The organism is Bradyrhizobium sp. BLXBL-03 (genome assembly GCF_051853015.1).
GTDB lineage: Bacteria > Pseudomonadota > Alphaproteobacteria > Rhizobiales > Xanthobacteraceae > Bradyrhizobium > Bradyrhizobium manausense.
In genome coordinates, this window is record NZ_CP182470.1 from 1983926 (window position 1) to 2004211 (window position 20286).

The 20286-nt window shown below is 56.9% G+C and carries 13 protein-coding genes and 1 pseudogene; 11 read left to right on the forward strand and 3 right to left on the reverse strand.

What is annotated here, in order from left to right; genetic code table 11:
• The first annotated feature begins 129 nt into the window (after positions 1 to 129).
• Entirely contained in the window at positions 130 to 1152 is a 1023-nt protein-coding gene (locus ACNJX9_RS09470) for an IS110 family transposase (RefSeq protein WP_439408557.1), read from the forward strand.
• Between the two features lie 721 nt (positions 1153 to 1873).
• On the opposite strand, the gene ACNJX9_RS09475 is transcribed toward ACNJX9_RS09470, so the two are convergent.
• Entirely contained in the window at positions 1874 to 3304 is a 1431-nt protein-coding gene (locus tag ACNJX9_RS09475; protein WP_439408558.1) for an IS1182 family transposase, read from the reverse strand.
• Positions 3305 to 3481: 177 nt separating this feature from the next.
• On the opposite strand from ACNJX9_RS09475, the pseudogene ACNJX9_RS09480 reads away from it, so the two are divergent.
• The 3 genes and pseudogenes from ACNJX9_RS09480 to ACNJX9_RS09490 form a co-directional block, all read left to right on the forward strand.
• Positions 3482 to 4030 (forward strand): annotated as a pseudogene (locus tag ACNJX9_RS09480) (IS5 family transposase); the annotation flags it as partial.
• 218 nt (positions 4031 to 4248) lie between these two features.
• On the forward strand, positions 4249 to 5607 hold the full coding sequence (locus ACNJX9_RS09485; protein ID WP_439408559.1) for a tyrosine-type recombinase/integrase: 1359 nt from the start codon (positions 4249 to 4251) through the stop codon (positions 5605 to 5607).
• 155 nt (positions 5608 to 5762) lie between these two features.
• A complete protein-coding gene (locus tag ACNJX9_RS09490; RefSeq protein WP_439408560.1) occupies positions 5763 to 6119 on the forward strand; it encodes a hypothetical protein in 357 nt (118 codons plus the stop codon).
• 333 nt (positions 6120 to 6452) lie between these two features.
• Here ACNJX9_RS09490 and ACNJX9_RS09495 read toward each other — a convergent pair whose 3' ends face one another.
• The gene (locus tag ACNJX9_RS09495) at positions 6453 to 6881 is read right to left on the reverse strand and encodes a GNAT family N-acetyltransferase (RefSeq protein WP_439408561.1); all 429 of its coding nucleotides are present in this window, start codon (positions 6879 to 6881) and stop codon (positions 6453 to 6455) included.
• A gap of 326 nt (positions 6882 to 7207) precedes the next feature.
• Here ACNJX9_RS09495 and ACNJX9_RS09500 point away from each other — a divergent pair, with 326 nt between their 5' ends.
• The 7 genes from ACNJX9_RS09500 (at position 7208) to ACNJX9_RS09530 (ending at position 15605) form a co-directional block, all read left to right on the forward strand.
• Positions 7208 to 8638 carry a caspase family protein gene (locus tag ACNJX9_RS09500; protein ID WP_439408562.1) on the forward strand — a complete coding sequence of 477 codons (1431 nt, stop codon included), beginning with the start codon at positions 7208 to 7210 and terminating at the stop codon, positions 8636 to 8638.
• 125 nt (positions 8639 to 8763) lie between these two features.
• Positions 8764 to 9183: a hypothetical protein gene (locus ACNJX9_RS09505; protein ID WP_439408563.1), complete on the forward strand. Its 420-nt coding sequence runs from the start codon at positions 8764 to 8766 to the stop codon at positions 9181 to 9183.
• Positions 9184 to 9409: 226 nt separating this feature from the next.
• A complete protein-coding gene (locus tag ACNJX9_RS09510; protein ID WP_439408564.1) occupies positions 9410 to 10222 on the forward strand; it encodes a type IV toxin-antitoxin system AbiEi family antitoxin domain-containing protein in 813 nt (270 codons plus the stop codon).
• Entirely contained in the window at positions 10219 to 11643 is a 1425-nt protein-coding gene (locus ACNJX9_RS09515; protein ID WP_439408565.1) for a nucleotidyl transferase AbiEii/AbiGii toxin family protein, read from the forward strand. Before ACNJX9_RS09510 ends, ACNJX9_RS09515 begins: the two co-directional genes overlap by 4 nt.
• A gap of 614 nt (positions 11644 to 12257) precedes the next feature.
• Positions 12258 to 13814, forward strand: coding sequence for a recombinase family protein (locus tag ACNJX9_RS09520; protein WP_439408566.1), 1557 nt, complete (start codon positions 12258 to 12260; stop codon positions 13812 to 13814).
• Positions 13811 to 14692, forward strand: coding sequence for a plasmid partitioning protein RepB C-terminal domain-containing protein (locus tag ACNJX9_RS09525; RefSeq protein ID WP_439408567.1), 882 nt, complete (start codon positions 13811 to 13813; stop codon positions 14690 to 14692). The genes ACNJX9_RS09520 and ACNJX9_RS09525 overlap by 4 nt, the downstream gene beginning before the upstream one ends.
• A 1-nt stretch (position 14693) precedes the next feature.
• Complete coding sequence (locus ACNJX9_RS09530) at positions 14694 to 15605, forward strand: plasmid partitioning protein RepB C-terminal domain-containing protein (RefSeq protein WP_439408568.1); 912 nt, start codon at positions 14694 to 14696, stop codon at positions 15603 to 15605.
• A gap of 2399 nt (positions 15606 to 18004) precedes the next feature.
• Here ACNJX9_RS09530 and ACNJX9_RS09535 read toward each other — a convergent pair.
• Positions 18005 to 19492, reverse strand: coding sequence for a hypothetical protein (locus ACNJX9_RS09535; RefSeq protein WP_439408569.1), 1488 nt, complete (start codon positions 19490 to 19492; stop codon positions 18005 to 18007).
• Positions 19493 to 20286: the final 794 nt, after the last annotated feature.

Genomic DNA, 20286 nt, shown 5'->3' on the forward strand with positions numbered 1-20286 from the left:
CGGCGAGAGCGGAAGTCAACGTCGGTTGAATGAAAGAGGGCCGCCAACTGATGGGGTGGATGGCCCCCTCTCGCGGCATCGAGTGCCATAATGGTGGTCGTCAAAGATCACCAGTAACGGGAGCCATCCATGGGCAATATTACAGCAATCGGTCTTGATCTGGCAAAGAACGTTTTCCAGGTGCATGCGGTCGATGCGGCGGGCAGCGTAGTCATGCGCAAGCGGCTGCGACGAGGCCAAGTTCTTGCTTTCTTTGCGGAGATTCCCTCGTGCCTCGTGGGGCTGGAGGCCTGCGCGACGGCGCATCATTGGGCGCGCGAGCTAACTGCGCTTGGCCATGTACCACGACTCATGCCGCCTACCTATGTGAAAGCCTATGTGAAGCGCAACAAGAACGACGTAGCCGATGCCGAGGCGATCTGCGAGGCGGTTAGACGTCCATCGATGCGCTTCGTACCGATAAAGACGACGGAGCAACAATCGGCCCTCATGATACATCGGGCTCGCGAGTTGCTGATCCGCCAGCGCACTATGCTAGTCAATGCCTTACGTGGGCACTTGGCCGAGTTCGGCCTTATCGAGGCGCAGGGGTTGTACAAAGTGGCGAAGCTGATTGCAATTGTCCTGGACGAGAAGGACAGGCGCATATCGGATATTGCCCGCCAGGTGCTGAAGATGATCGTCAGCCAAATCGAAGATACTCAAGCCCGGATCGCTGGGCTCGAGAGGCAGATCCTAGCATGGCACAAGAACAACCCAGTCAGCCAACGACTGGCCACCATTCCGGGGATAGGGCCGATCATCGCCACCGCCATTGCAGCAACTGTTAGCGATCCAGGGACATTCTGCAGCGGCAGAGACTTCGCCGCTTGGCTTGGGTTGGTGCCGCGACAAAACTCCACTGGTGGTAAAGCGCGTCTGGGCGGGATTAGCAAACGAGGTGACTGTTATCTCCGCCGCCTGCTCGTCAATAGCGCTCACACCGTGCTGCTCTGTTCGAAACAAGCCAAGACCGACCCTTGGCTAAGCTCCTTGCTCAGTCGAAAGCCAAGACTAGTTGCCGCAGTCGCCTTGGCCAACAAAACGGCACGTGTAGCTTGGGCGATTATGAGCAGACAGGAAACCTACCGAAATGCGACATTGGCGGCCTGACCTCTAAGGGGCGTACCGCCAGCTTGCGAGAGTGAAAACACGTGATGGCACAGTCGGTTACCCGACGAATCGAGAGAAACCTGACCGCCTCAGTGGCGTTCGAACCCGGCCAACTGATAAGGCCTCGATCCGCGGAATCCATCAAGGCCAGCGGTTATGTACGACCGCGAAGAAAGGCCGGACACATGACTGCAAGCGACCACTGCTCATCACGCAAAAAATTCTTGCAAGCCGGGGGCCATCCACACATGAGGCGGCCTTATGGCGCAGCGAAGTGAAGCGCGACGGCTGCCGTTACGCATATGCCGATGGCAATGGCCCACGCGTATCGAGCATCACGGACAGGGCTGGGCCATGAAAGTATCTGCACGGCCGTAAGCTCAACACCGATGGCAATTCTGACCATGCCGACAGTATGCGCCCCTCCAACGAATTAGGACACTCACAAACTCGAAATAGGACACTCGGAGTTAAATACGGACAGCAGCCAAAACAGCGACCCCAGCACGGAATGAGAACGGTGAAAGGTCCGCTCAGGGTCTTGGTTGCGTGAAAACGCTTCAGTGCGGGGTGACGCGGCCGTGAACGGCCCCTGTGAGGCCAGCTGGCGCCAAAGTGGCATATTTTCTGGCAAGGTGCCGGAAGCCGGTCCATTGGCTTCCCTTGGTCACTGTGATCGATCGATAAAGGTTGGCGGCACGCGCACGACAGCGCTCCTGCCTCATGCCTGCATCGCCGCGATCAGCGCACCGACACCCATGATGTTCATTGCGCGTGTGAGATTGTAGGCGAGCACGTGCAGCGCCATCTCGGCGGCGACCTTCGGCAACCGCTTCGTCAGGAAGTGCGTCGCGCCCATGCGCATCTTCAGTGTGCCAAACGGATGCTCGACCGTCTCGCGACGACGACGCATCGCCTGAGGATCGGCGTCGAGCCGCCTCTGGGCATCCTCCATGACGTGTTCATGTTCCCAACGGGAGATGACGCGGTTCTTGGCCGTGGTGCAGCGCGCCTTAAGCGGGCAGCTTCCACAAGCTTTCGTGGCGTAGCGCCGAATGGTGCGTTCGCCATCCACTGTTGTAAGCCAATACGCCAGCAACTGGCCCGCCGGGCAGCGATATACATCCTGCTTGGCCAGGTATGCGAAGTCGTGCTTGCCGAACTTGCCCTTCGCCTCCATGCCCGTCGTATTCGGTTTCGGCAGTGTCACAGCGATATCGGCGTCGGCGCAGGCTTTGATCTCCTCGCCTGTGTAGTAGCCGCGATCGGCCACGGCCTCGAGCTTGTCGACGCCGAGCACGGCCTTGGCCTGTTTACCCATGTTGGCGAGTTGTGCACGATCCGAGCCGCTATTCGTCACCTCGTGGAGGTGGTGCTCGGTATCGACGACAACCTGCACATTGTAGCCGACGACACCGGAGCCGCGGCCACTCGTGGCCATGGACCGACTGTCGGGATCGGTCAGCGAGATCTGCTGGTCCGGTGATGCCAGCATTGCCTGTTCGCAGGCTTCGAGCTTCTGCATCTCGCTCGCGAGCTTGGTGAGCTTCTCCTTCAGATGCGCCGTCTTCGCGGCGAGAGTCTCAGATGGCTCCTGCAGATCTGCGGTGTCCAGCTGCGCGAGATAGCGCGATACGCTCTCCTCCAGCTGCTGGCGACGGCGCTCGACCTTGCCCTTCGTGAAGTTCTTGTCACGCGTGTTGACCGCCTTGAACTTCGAGCCGTCGATGGCGACGCTCGCCTTCGTCAACAAGCCCATCTGCCGGCAAAGCTCGACGAACTTCGCGCACACCTTCTTGATGGCGGGGCCGTTGTCGCGGCGAAAGTCGGCGATCGTCTTGTCGTCGGGCGAAAGCCGCTGCAACAGCCAAATCACCTCAAGATTGCGCCTCGCCTCGCGCTCCAGTCGGCGGCTCGACTGGATGCGGTTGAGATAGCCGTAGATGTAGAGCTTGAGCAGTGGCGCAGGGTGATAACCGGGCCGGCCGGTTGCCGCAGGCTCGACGTCCTTGAAGCCCAGCTCTGCCAGATCGAGCGCTTCGACGAAGGCATCGACCGCGCGAACCGGATTACTCTCCTCGACCCAGTCGTCGAGGCATTCGGGCAACAGCGTCGATTGCGCTCGGTCCGCCCCTTCAATGAACCGATTCATTGATCGTCTCCAAAAACCCCCAGACGATCCCTATCTGACTCGTCGTTTTCACGCAGCCAGGGTCATGAACGACAAAACTCAAGATGAGCACAATAGGTCGGCTTTTGGGTGCATAGCGACCAGTTAAGCCCTACAGCCGAGCCATCATTCAAGCCACCCAACCGAAGGGGCCGAATCATGCGTTACGAACTCACGGACTATGAGTGGTCTGCCATTAAGCCGATGCTGCCGAATAAGTCGCGCGGCGTGCCACGAGTGAATGACCGCCGTGTCCTCAACGGCATCTTCTGGGTCTTGCGATCCGGAGCACCATGGCGCGACCTGCCAGAAAACTTCGGTCCGTACACGACTTGCTACAATCGGTTCGTTCGCTGGCGACGGGCCGGCGTGTGGGCCAAGTTCATGAGCGCACTGGCCGGCGCCCAGGATGCTGCCGTGCAGATGATCGACACTTCCATTGTTCGCGTACATCAACATGGGGCCTGCATCACAAGAAACCGGCGTCAATCGATGGGAAGGTCACGCGGCGGCCTGACGAGCAAAATCCACGCCGTGGTCGACAGCAATGGTCTACCGGTCCGACTTGCGTTGAGTCCTGGCGAGGCGCACGACGTTCGACTTGCCGGAAAACTGCTGTCTCGTCTCAAATCCGGATCAATGCTGCTTGCCGACCGTGGCTACGACGCCGATTGGATCAGAGAGCTTGCCATGAAGAACCACAATTGGTAGGCCGCGGCCAACCAAATTCCGCCATAGTAAAATTACAAAAGCCCTTGTTGCATAGGGCTGATTGACCATATGCGACCATAATGGGCCATAGCTGGATATCCCATATCTTGTATGCCCCCGCTGTGCCCCTCCGTGGATTTTCCCTCCGGGCACAGCAGACCGGGAACAGGGTGCGAACGGGTCGCGATCCGTTTCCAAGGAGAAGGGCAGGGACGATGGAACCGAGCGATAAAGGCGTCAGCGCTGGAGCGACGACGAACTACCTAAGGCTCACTGACGCAGCGATCCGCGCGGCTACGCTGCCGTCAGGCAAGTCGCAACACTATCTCCACGATACAGAGCAGCCTGGCCTGGCGATCAGGATGCGCGCTACTGGCGGCCGGACTTGGGTCTACCTGTTCACCAAGCCTGGCGCGAGGGGTACGCATCGCAAGACGTTGGGTGCATGGCCCAAGTTCAACGAGAAGGCCGCGCGCCAGGCCGCCACCATCGCCGCCGGGGAGGTGGTCAAGGGTAGCGATCCGAACGACGCCAAGCGCGAGGCCAAGCGCAAACAGCTGGCCGAGAGGGAGCGCACCACCCTGGCGAAGCTGATTGTTGAGGATGGCCCCTACGAAACGTCCCTGACTGGACGCCAAGTCGTTAACTGGAAACCAGCGATGTCGGCGCTGCGACGGGGTCTTAAAGTCCATGTCGATCTGGCCATCGGCGACCTGACGCGGCGGCAAATTATGGCGGCGGTGGATAAGGTCGCCAAGACGGGCAAGCGCGGCGCAGCCAAAGACTTGCGCAAGCACACCCACACATTCCTCGAATGGTGTGTCGGCGAAGGTTATGTCGAGCACAACGTGCTCGCCGGCTATCGTGCGCCCAAAGAAACCCGTGCGCAGAGGGTAGGACGCCGATCCAAAGGCCGCGCGCTGACCGATGAGGAAATCATCAAGGTGTGGCACGCTTCAGGCAAGCTCGGGGCTTTCGGGCTCCTGACACGCCTGTGCCTCCTCGGTGGCCCACGTCGCGGGGAGCCAACCATGGTCCGGTGGCAAAAGCACATCATGGATGACCGCATTACCTTCGATGAAGCATGGACCAAGATGGGACTGCACCACGACGTGCCACGCACCCACCTCGTCGACGAGGTTCTCGCCGCCGCGAAATACTTCCAGCGGGCAACGTCAGACTATGTCTTCCCGTCACCAAAGACCGGCGGCCAGATGTCGGGTTTCACCAAGATGGTCAGCCGTCTAGTCAAGGAGGCGGGTGTCGCTAGATTCACCATGCATGACTTGAGGCGCAGCTTGCGTACCATCATGTCACGCTGCGGCTACGACAACGAAATCCAACGGCTATGTGTCGGGCAAAAGCCGAGGGGGATCGATCAGGTCTACAACCACGACGAACAGTGGATCATCCGCAAGATGGCGTTCGAAGCGGCTCACGACTATATCGCGCAGTTGATCGGTGCGAAACGGGTCGGCAAGGTCGTGCGCCTGCGGCGGACAAATCCGCTCGACACGATCAAGGCCGAGCTGCTCGGTCGTCTCCGTGAGCATTATGCGGCTCGGGGCGATTAGCAGGCTTATCGCACCCAGTCGCGCACTGCATCGACACGATAGAGCGGGCGCCCATCGACGTAGCGCCATTTCAGCGGGTGATTCGGACGGCGCCGCCACTGCTCCAGTGCTCCGGGCGTGCGCCGGATACCGCGGCCACGTCTAATGCTGTTAAATTGGAGCTGGCCGGCAGTGTATCGATATCGAACATCGCTGGCGGCGGCATGCCACGGTTCTTGCGACCACGTTTCACATCACGCGACATTGTCCCATTTCCGGGCTGCGAGCGCGATCAGATCGGGCCGCATGAGGTGGTGTTCGGCCTCTATACCGCTATGCCCATGCTGACGAGCTTCACAGAGCACCAGCTCTGCTGCCAGCTCGAGCGGGATTACTGGGTCGATGTGCGCGGGCTCGGGCTGCCGCTGGTCGGCTATGACCTTGGCGGCGCATCCGGCGGGCCCATGCTGGCGCCGGTCTTTGAGAACGGTGCGTGGGATTGGCGGCTGCTCGGGGTTATTTCGGAAGCGTGAAGCACGGAGGGATTCGAGCGAGTTACGGCTGTGCGCGTGCATTTCATCTTGCCTGACCGAGAAAACAGCTTTGGGAGAGTGACGCTAGCGCACTGCTTTGCCGCAGTGAGCGCTGGCTTCGTTATGATGATCGCGCAGTTTGGCGCCGGAGGTGACGTCGATGGCGACGTGGTAACGGGGCGTTCTTTCAATTAGCATCCGCACCGGTATGGGAGCTTCCAGACGTTTACCTGGCAGTGGCGGACGAGCATCATAAGGACTGGTGGCCAATAAATTTCGACTTCAGCGCTCGGTAGGCCGTCTCGCGTGTGGCGAGAAAATTGTGATTCTCTTTCAGGCGCCTGGCTCGGCCCCGATTTCTTTCTCTACGTCAGTTAGTAAATCAGCACATGCGGTATAACCGTTGCGCCGGTACCACGCGATGAGGCGCTCCTCAGGGAAGCCGCATTCGAGCGGCCAGGGACGAAGTCTAACATATCGATAGCCTTCGAGCCTTGCGAACGTTTCGACCTCAGCAAGAATGCGCTTGCCAAGACCCGCGCCGCGGAGCCGAGCAGGAACAAAGAGCTCGTACAGCACGAGGCAATCCAACTTCATCATGTCGTCAAGCGAGACAAAGCCGATCGCTCGCCCGTGCTCGTAGGCCACGTACTGTGTCGTACGTTTTCCTTTCGAGCTCTCGGCCATGCGTTGCTGAATTTCGGCATCACCGCATGTTACTGCCGAGGAAACGGGGACGAGTTTGATTGTCAGTATTTCCAACAGTCCACCTAACCGCCGATGCAGCGCCAGAGGTCAGACAACTGATAGAGCGTTGATGCCATTGGCCTGCTTAAAGTCGTTAAAGTATCATAGGCTTAATGATGATTCTGGCGAGCTTTCCGGGCTACAATCCTGGCGATGATGCATAAAAACTTGAGATGGGTTCGTTATCGTTCTGTGGCGAGGCCACTTGGTCGTGGCACAAACAAGATAAGAACGATTCAATCGGAGGTCGAGTGCATGTCTCAATACATGCCAACCTCAACTGAGCTGACCGGGGGTGCGGGCTTTCCCAGCACGCCTGCCGCACGCCACACGGTACCCAAATGGCAAATTCAGCTATTCTGATCGGCAACAGCCAATACCGAAACCTGCAGGACCTCGATTGTTGCCGCGCCGATCTCGCCGCGATGCATGAGCTGCTGGCAGCAACCCAGAAATTCGACAACATCACCACGGTTGAAAACGTTGATGCCGACACCTTGAAGCAGCAGCTTCAGGAAGCGGTCGACAAGGTCGCATCTCCCAACGAACTCTTCTTTTATTTTTCCGGTCATGGATATGGCCACGAGGGTGAACTCTTTTACTGCACCACAAACTTTGATGCCAAGCAGCCAAACCTGACAGGACTCTCAACGACTGAGCTTCACGCGATCTTGCGTCCCGCGAATGCCGCGCTGGTTGTGAAGGTCATCGACGCCTGCTGCTCTGGAACACGGCTCATCAAGTCAGAAGAGAGTATCTTCGGCGTGCCGAAGGATGGCTTCCAAAGCATCATCCAGATTGCCTCTTCGTTGGAAACGCAAGGCTCGCTTACCGGCGATCCCTTGAGCCTTTTCACCGGCAAATTCCGCGACGCCGCGCTGAGAAAGTCGGAAGGCCCCGTCTCCTTCATGGACATTATCAATGGCCTGAAGGATGCATTCATCGACGATGAATCCCAGACGCCTTTCTTCGTCCTACAAACGACTGGACGGGAGCATTTCGTCGACGACGCTCGGAAGTTCGATTCCATCCGGAAAACACTGGAAGCCGCTCGCGCCGTGACGCTCCCACCGGTTGCTCAGCCCGAGGCCGTTCCAATCGTGCCTCCTACTCTCCTTGAGCGCCTGCAAGCCGCTGAGGCAAAAGTGGTGACGCCAGAGCTGATGAGGACCTTCGTCGGGAAGTTCTTCGACGAATTAAATGCAAAGATCTCGACCGATGAGTTTGCCGAGTTCTTCACCCTTGATACGGTCGAGCATTCTCGCTTCGCGGAATCGACGGCGGAGCAATTCATTATCCGCGTACTCACAAAAGAAAAGCGTGCGGACAATTTCGTCACAGCCTCATACGAACGGAAGCTTCGCAAGACGAATCCGCTTTTTGGGGCGGCAGCCTGGGACATCCTCAATCCAAATTCTATCTATGATGAATACTGGGATTTGCAGCTCAACTGTTCCATGGAGCGCGCGCAGCTCAAAATCACGTTCACGCCGAAATTTGCCAACTTGCAGCGCATCACGCTTGTCGTGACTTGCGCACCAAGCCTCGATCACTGCTACATCTTCGAAGCTGCAACCCAACATCTCCTCCAGGATTTTGGCACTTTCGATCGCGATGGTCCGGAAGTTTCACGCCGTTGGTGGAAATGCGTTTGGGCCGATGGCACGGGCGGTATCGTCAGTCAAATCTCGCGGAAAATTGCAGAGGTTGTGCGCGAGCAGCTCGAAAGCGCAGAAAAGCGGTTGTCGGGCCAAAAGGGCGCCGATGCGTAGTAACGACTTTGCCGGGAGAAATCCCCACAGGGAGCGAACGTGAGATTTGTCGTCGTTTAAGGCGGTAAGCGCCTCAGCTGCTCGAGAACAAGATCGTTAGCAATGCCGTTAGCGATACGCTCGGAATGGAGGTCGGTCTCATCAGCCAAGGCAGAGCAAGCGATGGCCGTTATTGCTCTGCAAAGACGCAAAAAAGCGGATGTAATGTGTGGAGCGTGGCCTTTCTGAAGGAGCACCTGGATTCCGAACGGGACATGCTTTTCGAAGTCGAAGAGCGCCCCTACTGTCGTGTGCTGCGGCTGGCGCAAGCGATCACGGCTTTTGGGTCGGCACGGGCGGTTGAAGACAAAATAGAAGCCACCCTCCGAAGCATGGGCATCTCGTCGGAGGTGTTCCTTGGCCGCAGAAGCGCCCACAATATGTCAATCATCATAAAGATCGACGACGCGGGCAGGATGCGTCTGGAGGAATTGAGAGCCGCACGAAATGTGTGCGCGATCAACAGAACTTGGTGTCCGCTTTGTCGGAAGCACTTGATGTTCTGAGTCCAACCGCCTCGCAATAACCGGCCCTATTTCGAGGGGCGGCCGCGGGGCGCCAATTCCTCGCGCTATTCAAGTGCGAACTATTCGCGACCCCTACTTGGCGTGGTCCGGTCCGCTATATTATATCTGCAAGAATTCACGATTTCTGCGAATTATAGCTCTTGCAAATAAGATGTTGTACTATATTCTATATGTTTAAATTCTCATTTTTTGCGAAATTGAACGCATGAAAGAACTGACCCCCTCTCGCCTACCTCGCGGCCGTGCGCAGCTTCGGCAAGTTCTCGCTGAGTCGGGGGACGTCATCCACGTCGCAGACGTGGTGAAGGCGCTCGCCATCTCGCGCACCGAAGCTGCCAAGCGGCTCGCGCGCTGGCGCGAACAAGGCTGGATGAGCCGGGTCGGCGCCGGCGCCTACGTCCCGGCATCGATTGATACGCTCGGCTCTGAACGCGTCCTCGATGATGCATGGGTTCTTGTGCCGGCGCTCTTTGCGCCAGCCTATATCGGTGGCCGTACCGCGGCGGAGCATTGGGACCTCACCGAGCAGATTTTCAAAGATATCGTGGTCGTCACCGGACAACACATCCGCGAAAGACACCAGAAACGACAGGGCTTCGAATTTACGCTGAAGCATCTGAGGCCGGAAAAGATTTTCGGCGCCAAGCCGGTTTGGCGGCATCACACCAAGGTGCCGGTTTCCGACGTCCACCGAACGATCATCGACATGCTAGACGATCCCGCGCTCGGCGGCGGCCTTCAACAGGTTTCGGATTGCCTGAAGGCGTATTTCAAACGAGCGGACCGCAGCGATCAAAAGCTCATCGAGTACGGCGATCGGCTCGGCAATGGCGCCGTGTTCAAGCGGCTTGGCTTCCTGGCGGAGAGGCGTGACGATAGTGCCGCGCTCGTTGAACTCTGCCGTGCGCGGCTGACAGCAGGCAATGCCAAGCTCGATCCCGCTTTGAATTGCAAGCGACTCATCTCAAGATGGCGGCTCCTCATTCCGCCATCCTGGGTGCCCGGAGACACCGGTTGATCGACAAGCGCGAAATCCTCGACCTCGCCACACAGACGTCGCTGACGCCGCATGTCATTGAGAAGGACTATGTCCTTGGCTGGATGCTCGCGGGCATCTATGCCCATGAGGAACTTGCCGAAAGCTGGATCTTCAAAGGCGGGACCTGCCTCAAGAAGTGCTTCTTCGAGACCTACCGGTTCTCCGAAGACCTCGATTTTACGCTCCGCAACGAGGCGCATCTCGACGGCGGCTTTCTGAAGCGAGTCTTCGCCGAAGTCGGCGCCTGGGTTTACGACGAGACCGGCATCGAAATCCCTGTTGACCAGCAGGAATTCGATATCTACCGCAATCCACGCGGCAACCTCTCATGCCAAGGCAAGATCAGCTACAAGGGGCCGGTTTCGCCAACCCGGCCTTTGCCCCGCATCAAGCTCGACCTGACCGCCGACGAACGCGTCGTCCTGCCGCCTGAAACCGTAGAGATCTTCCATCCGTATTCCGATGCGCCGGAAGAGGGGATCGAGGTGCTCGCCTACGACTACGTCGAGGCCTTCGCCGAAAAATTCAGGGCACTGGCCGAGCGCACCCGCCCGCGCGATCTCTATGATGTCGTCAATCTATACCGAAACGCCGACGCGCGGCCCGAACAGCGACAGTTTGTCACAGTAATGCAGGAGAAATGCGCGTTCAAAGGCATTCACTTGCCCCAACTTGCCGACATCGAAGTGCATCGTGGTGATGTCGAAGCCGGTTGGTCCGGCATGCTGAACCATCAACTTCCGGCTTTGCTGCCTGTCGGCTCGTTCTGGGGTGCGCTGCCGGAGATATTTGACTGGCTCCACGGCCAAGTTGCGGCGCCGGTTCTGCCGGCAATGCCGCTCATGGGTGGCGCCACCGCAGACATCATCCGCGAACGTATCGTTGGTCTTCCGCCAGGATCGCACGGCCAGACCTTCATTGAGACAATTCGGTTCGCCGCTGCCAACCGGCTCCTGGTCGAACTCGATTACCGTGACCAGCAGGGCAAGCGATCCACCCGCTCAATTGAGGCCTACTCCCTGCGGCGATCCAGCGCGGGCGATGTATTGTTGATGGCGGTTCGTGCAGACAACGGGCAGCCGCGCAGCTATCGCCTTGACAGCATCCTTGGCGTCTCGCAGACGCAGACAGTCTTTTCACCGCGCTATCCAATTGAGCTGACGCCGACCGGCCTGCAATCAATTCCTCCAACGTCTCGACCTGCAGGAATTGTAACACCGCGACGTTCGACGCGTCGCCGATCGCGCGCATCGACTGGCGGCCCCACCTATGTCTTCCGATGTACTGTTTGTCAGAAGCTTTTTGAACGCAAGACCTATGACGGATCGCTTCGGCCTCACAAGAACCGTGCCGGATATCGATGCTACGGCACCTACGGAACCCATGTTCGCACCAAATAGGTCTGCGGCTTCATGATCCGGCTTCAACAGGTTTTGGCTCGTTTGATCGTCGTCTCCTCCCTGGTGAAGATAGACTACTAGACCAATATTCATGCGAACAAGATACACGCGAATCTTGGTTGCATCGATTTCACTGCGGGATCTTGTTAGGCTGCAAATCCTCGATCAGTTTCAGCATCTTAAGCAGAACTGCCCTTGTGTCTCCAAACTTCTTGGCGAGCACAAGATCGCGATGTCCGGACATTAACAATACGGCCTCCAGAACTTCATCAGAGCTCCGCACTAGATCGACAAGGTGCTCCCCAGTCGGTCCATTCTTGGCAGAAAACCAATTCTTTACGGCTCGTTCGTTTGCTTTCGTTAGCGCGACGACTGTCTTTACCGAAGCGTGCGTCTCTCCAAACTGTCGCCTTAGAGCTTGAGCGATGACGTCTGCGAATCTCTCATTTTGAAGGTCGGCTCCAGGGGGAAGAAATCCGTTTCCCGATGATGACCGAGATTTTCGGTCTGTTTTTGTAGGCGACATTCCATGTCTCCTTTCGCTACCCTGCAGGTGCTCGGAGACTTGAGCAAAAATCGGGTAGTTCCGTGGCTGAGTGACCCAGCAGTGCGCAATGATTGTTCCAGCAAAAACTGAAGGATCAAACACCCCCGTTAGAGCTGCACAGTACGTGCGCATGTCTACCGAGCATCAAAGGTACTCAACCGAAAATCAGATATCCATGATAGCGGCTTACGCCGCCCGCCGCGGCTTCGCGATTGTTCAAACTTATGCTGACGAAGGAAGAAGCGGCCTTAAGTTGGAGGGGCGGGATGCTCTCAAGCGCCTCATCGAGGACGTGCGTGGTCACCGGGCGAACTATTCCGCGGTTCTCGTCTATGACGTCAGTCGCTGGGGTCGATTTCAAGACGCCGACGAGAGCGCCTATTACGAGTATATCTGCAAGGAAGCGGGAATCATCGTTCACTACTGCGCTGAGCAATTCGACAACGACGGCAGTTTGGCCTCGACGATAATAAAGAACATGAAGAGGGTCATGGCCGGCGAATACAGCCGTGATCTATCTGTAAAGGTTTTCCGAGGGCAATGCCATCTCGTAGGCTTGGGATTTCGGCAAGGCGGTTCACCAGGTTACGGCCTGCGTCGACAACTCATCGACGAACAAGGCAACTTCAAATCCCCGCTGAGACCCGGTGAGTATAAGAGCCTGCAAACCGACCGAGTCATATTGAGACCAGGTCCTATCAGCGAAGTTGAGATCGTGCGTAGGATATTTCGCCTCTTCGTTCTCCAGTTAAAGAGCGAAACTGAGATTGCTGCCTTGTTGAATAGCGAAGGCGCATCCAATGAGTTCGGGCGACCTTGGACCCGGGGAGCAGTCCACCAAATTCTCACCAACGAGAAATACATCGGCAATAATGTCTACAATCGAGTTTCTTTCAAGCTGAAGCAAAGGCGCATCACAAATCCACCGGACATGTGGGTACGGCGGGACAATGCGTTTGAAGCGGTGGTCGAAACAGACTTCTTCGCGGCTGCAAGACGCATCATAGATCAACGAAATCGGCGCTTCACTGATGGGGAAATGCTTGACCGCCTTTCGTCCTTGCTAAGCAGCACGGGTTATCTTTCAGGACTTACGATCGACGAACGGGATGATATGCCATCGAGCGCCGCTTATCGAGCCCGCTTCGGCAGCCTCTTAAGAGCTTATGAGCTTATCGGCTATCACCCAGCGCGAGACTACCGGTACGTAGAAACTAACCGTGCGTTGCGTTCGATATACCCTGAAGTGGTTTCTAAAGCCATCGAGAGCATTCAGGAGGCGGGCGGGCAGGTCTCCATGGATCCCCTAACCGACCTTCTTACTATAAACGACGAATTTACAGCGTCGATTGTCATCGCTCGAAGTTTCAAGACCCAGTCTGGTTTTCCCCGCTGGAAAATCCGACTCGACGCAAGCTTGCGACCGGACATTACGATAGCTCTCCGCATGAACGAAGATAATGCGTCTGTGCTCGACTACTATCTGTTTCCACGCATTGGCGTGATCGGTGACCAGCTGCGCCTGGCCGAAGACAACGGCATCTACCTCGATACATATCGCTTTGAAGATTTGGACATTCTTTTCCATCTTAGCTCACGCGAAGACCTGAGGGCTGCCGCATGACCGAAATCAAGCCAGAAATCCGAATGATTTCCATCAGCTCGATTGCTGTCCTGAACCCACGCGCTCGCAACAAGCGCGTTTTCAATGAACTCGTGACGAGCATCGCCCATCTGGGACTAAAGAAACCGATCACGGTGAGTCGAAGGAAAGATGGTGGGACATTCGATCTGGTTTGTGGACAAGGCCGCCTAGAAGCATTCATCGCACTTGGCCAACAAGAAATCCCTGCGGTTATCATCGATGCTTCGCCGGAAGATTGCTACGTGATGAGCTTGGTTGAGAACCTGGCGCGTCGACACCATTCACCGCTTGAGTTGGTTACAGAGATTGGGGATCTCAAAAAGCGAGGCTATTCTACTGGTCAGATAGCAGCCAAGATCGATTTCAGCCCTGAATATGTCTATGCCATCTGCTATCTTCTGGAGCATGGCGAGGAGCGTCTATTGGCCGCTGTCGAGCGAGGCATCATTCCTCATTCGATAGCGATGGAAATTGCGAGAGCAAAGGATGCAGATGTCCAAAAGGCTCTGGCGGAAGCTTACGAGTCTGGATCGCTTCCTGGAAATCAGATTGTTGCAATTCGTCGAATTGTCGAACAACGTAATCTCACGGGCAAAAGCGTGCATTCGGTGGGACGCCGACCGCAACCTAAGAAGGGCGTGACTTCCGGGGCTCTCATCAGAGCTTATCGAAAGGAAGCGGATCGTCAAAAACTGATCGTGAAGAAGGCAACGCTAGCCCAAGAGCGGCTACTGTTTGTTGTCAATGCGCTCCGCAGCCTTCTGAACGACGTTGCATTCTTGAAGCTTCTGCATGCTGAGAACCTTCAAACCCTTCCTCGCACGCTAGCTGAACGTGTTGCATCGAAGGGAACATGAAATGGAGCAATCAGAGGTTCGAATCGCTTTCGAGCAGGACATCGTCGTTCTACCCCTGGACAAGTTGCTGCCGCACAAACAGATTTCTGAGGCCTTTAAAGCCTCGTCCCGGTATAAGCGAATTGCTCAATCCGTTACTGAGATCGGCGTTATTGAGCCGCTGGTCGTGGCCCGCGAGCCCTGCGACGATGGCACGTATCTCCTTCTTGACGGACATGCTCGACGCGCGATCTTGCTTGATCTGGGCCAAACGTCGGCCCGCTGTATTTTTGCTTTGGACGACGAGGCTTTTACCTACAACAAGCGAATAAATCATCTTGCTACGGTACAAGAGCATTTCATGATCGTGCGCGCTCTTGAACGGGGAGTTCCTGAGGAGAAGCTTGCAAAGGCCCTGGATGTAAATATTGGCCATATCAAACGTCGACGGACGATGTTGAACGGAGTCTGTCCTGAAGTTGTGGAGATGCTCAAGGATAAGGCCGTCAACCCGGTAACCTTTGACGTCCTGCGCAAGATGAAGGCTATGCGTCAAATCGAAGCCGCGGAACTTATGCAGACTGTTTCGAATTTTTCGTCTAGTTACGCAAAGGCGCTATTGGCTGCCACCAAGCAAGCTGATCTGGCTAAACCTGATCGCCCGAAGAGGATCTCCGGGATGTCCGCCGAGCAGATGGCGAGGATGGAACGGGAAATGGAGACACTGCATCGAGACTTCAAAGCGGTCGAAGCTTCCTATGGCGAAGACGTGCTGCATCTTGTGATCGCATCTGGATACCTCTCCCGGCTTGTCGCGAACCGAAAAGTCGAGAAATACCTATTGCAGAACAGCCCAGAGATACTCGAAAAACTTCGAGCGATTATCTCGTCTGCTTCGCTCGACGGCCAATCTCAGGAAACGGCCGTCGCTTGAAGATCTGGTCGACTTCGGGCTCAGGCCTGCCATACACGACGTCATTGAGCTTACAATAAGCAATTGAGCGCTGTTTGAGGAATCGGTTATCGCTCGAGCACAAGCTCCGCGTTGCGGTACCGTAGCCTTTGCCGCCAACAACCGTGCCGTGGCGAGAACGTGAGAATTGCTGGCGCAGGCTCCGACGACAAGGGTCAATGGAAGCGCGACCAGCGCTGTCCTAACCAGAAGCTGCTTGTCTGGAATCTCTGCGGCAAGAGAAATACCGACGCATTGCTGTTCCAAGTATAGTGCCTCGGCCGCCAAGCGGTGGTGAGGCGGGTTGCCCCTCTTCAGGGCAAGCTTCATGACCCTCTGCTTTGCGCCGGCTGACCCGTTGCGGACGAGGGCTCGCAACAACATCAGTTTGACGTCGTAATCATCGGTCTGAAAGAATACCTTTCCGATGCTGGAGACATATCGATCGTCGATTTGCGGTGGCTCGCACAACAGTTGAGCAGCGTCATAAGCGATCGGGAAATTGCGTTCCTCTTCATGATGGGGCCGTTGGGGTTCCCAGGTGTCCGCGGCCAACTGTAGGATCGCATCCATGTTGTCGGCGCTGGGACGCTCTTGCAAAAGGGAGAGCACTTTCTCGCGGACCCGGTGCTCTTTGTCTTCGGCGAGCTTGCGCAATTCGGGAGAAAGCGGACCGGGTGAGCGCTTGGCAAGCGAAACAAGGGCCGCTTCACGCACGTCGGCAAATCGATGGCTCAAGGCAGCTTCAACCAGTGGCCACATCTGGCATCGGGCTGCAATAGAGACCGCGCCCGCTACAATCGAGATAGTCTTATCGTCGTTCTCGGGTAAGCCGAAGATCTCATGCAGCAGCCGATCTACGCCGAGACCTGCCCTGCTGAGCGCCTCCGCCTGTACGGACTTGATCTCGGCGCTCCCTTGAGCGTCCAGCCGCTCCAGTAGGAGTAGCGCGTCTTTACTCAGCCCCTCGAAGCTGGATGTGAACACGGCGTTAGCCGCCTCCGCTAATTCGCCAGGCAAGGCTGCAAGAAACTGGAGTCGGAGCGTTTCGAAGTCGACCCGGTTATCCTTGGCGTTCGCATCCCTCACAGCGGTAAACTCGAGCGCCAGTTCAAGCGCCCGCCGCGCGCGGCTGGCCGTAACCACCCGTTCGATCGCCGAAAAGAACTCGGCCGGAGCGGCAGAAAGCGCCGTTTCCACCGCCTCAAGCCTCACCTCTCGAATTGCACTCCCCGCAACCATCCGCTCCCTAAGGGCGCTAAGAAACTCCTGTGGGATCGATTTCCGCATAGCCTGCCAGAAGTCACGCTCCTCCGGCCTGTCCACGGCGGCTGCCGCAATGGCGCGCCACTCTTCAATCGTGACGTTAGTTGCGCGCTCGGCAGTCCGAATCCAAAAATACAACAAGTCTAAAGCGTGCGCGTGATCGCGAATAGCGCTCCAACCATCCTTCTCCCGTCTCACTGAAACGTAGTATTCAAGGAACTCATATGCCGTCTGACCATCTTCGGAGATACTCTCGTAGTAATGGTCACCATAATCGCCGTCGTACTCGCCGTTCGCGAGCCTGAGGATGAAATCCTCGTCCGGCTTTCCGGCGAGTTCGTCCCGATATGAAACTGCCTGCCGTACAATCTCCTCAAAACCATCGGCATCTCTAAACGCGCCCGCAGCAATCAAGCCGGCGTTCGGATTGTACCCGTCTTGAACAATCGAAAGCGCTGCACCCATGAAGGCTGGCGTGAGATCGCCGCACAATTCCGCTACTTGATCGGCAAATTGCGTGGGGTAAGAAGGATTGTGGCGAGGCAGTTCGCGCGTGATGAACGCGACGCAAATCGCTCGCGTCCTATGGTCGGCCGTCACCGCTTTGAACCAATCAGGCGACCGATCCGGCGCAGTCCACTTACCGAAGAACCACCAGCTTTCGTCGTCCTTCTTTTGATGTGTAAGCCATCTGGAAACCTCAGCGGGAATCGACGCCGCAGAGCCCACCGTGGCCGCAAGCTTCAGATCCTCCCTGAAATCAGGCCCCGTCGCTGCCAATCGGGCACTGATCCAGACATCGAGTTGTGACTGCCGCTCGGAAGAAAGCTCAAGTTGAACGATCGAACGCTCTCGCACAGCGTAAACCAGCCGCGCCGCGCCTTCCGTTCCCCAATCCGTATCCGTGCTTTTATCGAGGTCGATCAGCACTTCTATGAGATAGGCCAGGACTCGAGCCGAGAGGCCTGGCTTGTCCTTGAGGGCCTCTTCGAGGCCTAATTCGACCCGGGGATGCTGATAGGTCAGCGTAGCCTCTGATTGCCGCAGATTGCGGCCGGCGATCAGGAAATTCAGGTAGGGCTCGAGGCCGTCTTCGAGATCACTCGAGCGTTTTGTCAGACCTGCCTGAATGGATGGCAGGACGTTGAATGTCTGGCGCGCGCCCGATTTGAAAAGGCCCCACGTAATGGCCGCCCACGCCCATTTCTCTTGCTGCCGAACATTATGAATAAGCGCGGCTTTATCGATGTATGATGGGCATCGGACAGGCAACGCGCAATGTATTGGCCGTTGTTTTCGTCCTTCTCAAGCCCGTCGGAGAGAACGGCAAAGTACCGGTGCATCTCAAGTGGCGTCGCGAGCCGCTCGATTGCGTCATTTCGGGAGTTTAGGACGATGGGTTGAAGAGCCGGTGGAAGGCTGGGTAGCCGGTTCTCAAAAAGCCTCGCTCGCTCGTCCGGGCCGTAGTTTTCGTCTTCCAGCGTGACGACCCACTTGTCCTTTAAGCGCAGCTTGCTTTCATGCAGCACGTCGGATCGGCTGGTGATCACGAATTTCCTGCCGGGACCGGCGGACTGGAGTATCTCGGCCATCGCACCGTTCCAAGGCACCGAGGTTGGCTCCAGCCGAAAGCGGCCCCATGGGTCTTCGATCTCGTAGACCACGGGGCGAGAAGGTGATTCATCAACGATCTTCCCAGGACCACCCTGGACTATGACATGTTTGATGCCGGGTATCTGATCCCGCAAGTGAGCGACCAGTGCTTTGGCTGTGCGCGTCTTTCCCGTTCCGGACGCCCCTTTGATGACGACAGCGTGCTTGGTCTCGATCGCAGCTTTGAACTCGTCCCAGTTGTTCGGAGGAACGAAGCCTTCCAGGTCGGCCGATTCCCCAACATAGCCTCCCGCGGCTGTAATCCGGCGTTCAACGTCAAGACGCGTCCATACCCCTTCAGCAGCGCCACGCATGCGCAAAAGAGCTTCATTGCGCAGAGCGTCCCGGCAGCTTTGAAGATTTGAATGGGGTACGCGAAAGCGCTGGCTCAGCAATCGTTCGGTACGCGCATTGATCTTTTCCTGATCCATCGCAGCAAGAATAGCGATTCGACCGCCAGCATCAGCGGGTAGGCTTCTCGCCATGTCGGGAGGTAAATCGCTGGGAGGCGGCCACACGCCAACTGTTTCCACCTTGAGCTGACGGGCGACACCGTCGAGGTCAGCGCTGGTGACCAGGAGATAGCGGATGCTGGGGTCGGCCAGCCGGTCGCGAGCAGACTTGCGTCTTTTACCATGGGCGAGAAGGCGGCTTAGGTCCTCATGCTTCCAGGGCCCGGTATTCCGAAGCTTGCACTGTAGAACCAAGCGGTAGCCATCGAGCGCAACATTTTCCGACAGCGCGCCTGGCTCCTGTTCGATGTCGGCTTCAAGGTCTTCCTCGGTCGCCGGCTCCAGCACGATCTCGAAGGCCACTTTCTTGGCAAGAACGAGATCGAGGGCTGTGAGTATTGAGACGTCGAGCTGATAGAAATAGCCTTCGAGCGACCGTCCGCCACTAGAAGGAGAGAGCTCATCTGGCCTTTGCGGGGCGGAATTCGATTCAGCCATGAACTGCCTCGGCAACGCCGGATGCAGCGCGATTAGATTGTTCTAGATGCGTCCTCCCATGCGTGCCCAGGTACACTCGTTCTCTCGCCCTCACTGTCAGTGCAGCCCTTAATTCGGAAATGCTTAGCCGGAATATATATGGCAGCTGACGTGAGTCGATAGGACACGACATCGGGGATTTAGAAGGTTGAAAACTCCGCCCCGGATTCTCCCTCCTGCAAGGACGCTCCGGTGCCTCCGGAAGCTCATGGGATGTTGGTGGAAGTCCGAGCGATCCAACAGTATCCCAGACGCCAACAAACTGGACCTTCGTTGGGCGCGAATGCCAATAGCAACAGAGCTCCCGCGATAGTGAACTTTGCGATTTAGCGAATCCTGCCGTCGCACTAGCAGCACTCATGTGACCATACGAGTCCACCGCGTCGGTGATTCCTCCTTGGGCACCAAACCTACGATTTTGGTCGTTCCCAACGACTTCAGTTTTGGGGCATATCAGAGGGAATTTTTTTATTAAGTCATTGAAATGGTGGGCGCACAAGGGATCGAACCTTGGACCTCTCCCGTGTGAACCACAATCCATAGTCCCTAGCCAATGTGAGTCAGACATAGTAAAAAGTGAACAAGCGCTTGCAGTGCAGGTGTTTTTGCCATTTGTGGCCATAGCAGGCCATGGCTGACCTAACTACATTTTGTGTGCCCCCGCTGTGCCCCCGCGGAATCTTCCCTTGGGGCACACAGATCGGGGAAGGTCTGTGCTCGCTCTGTTCTTCAAGGGGCCGTCCTTCCACATTGGT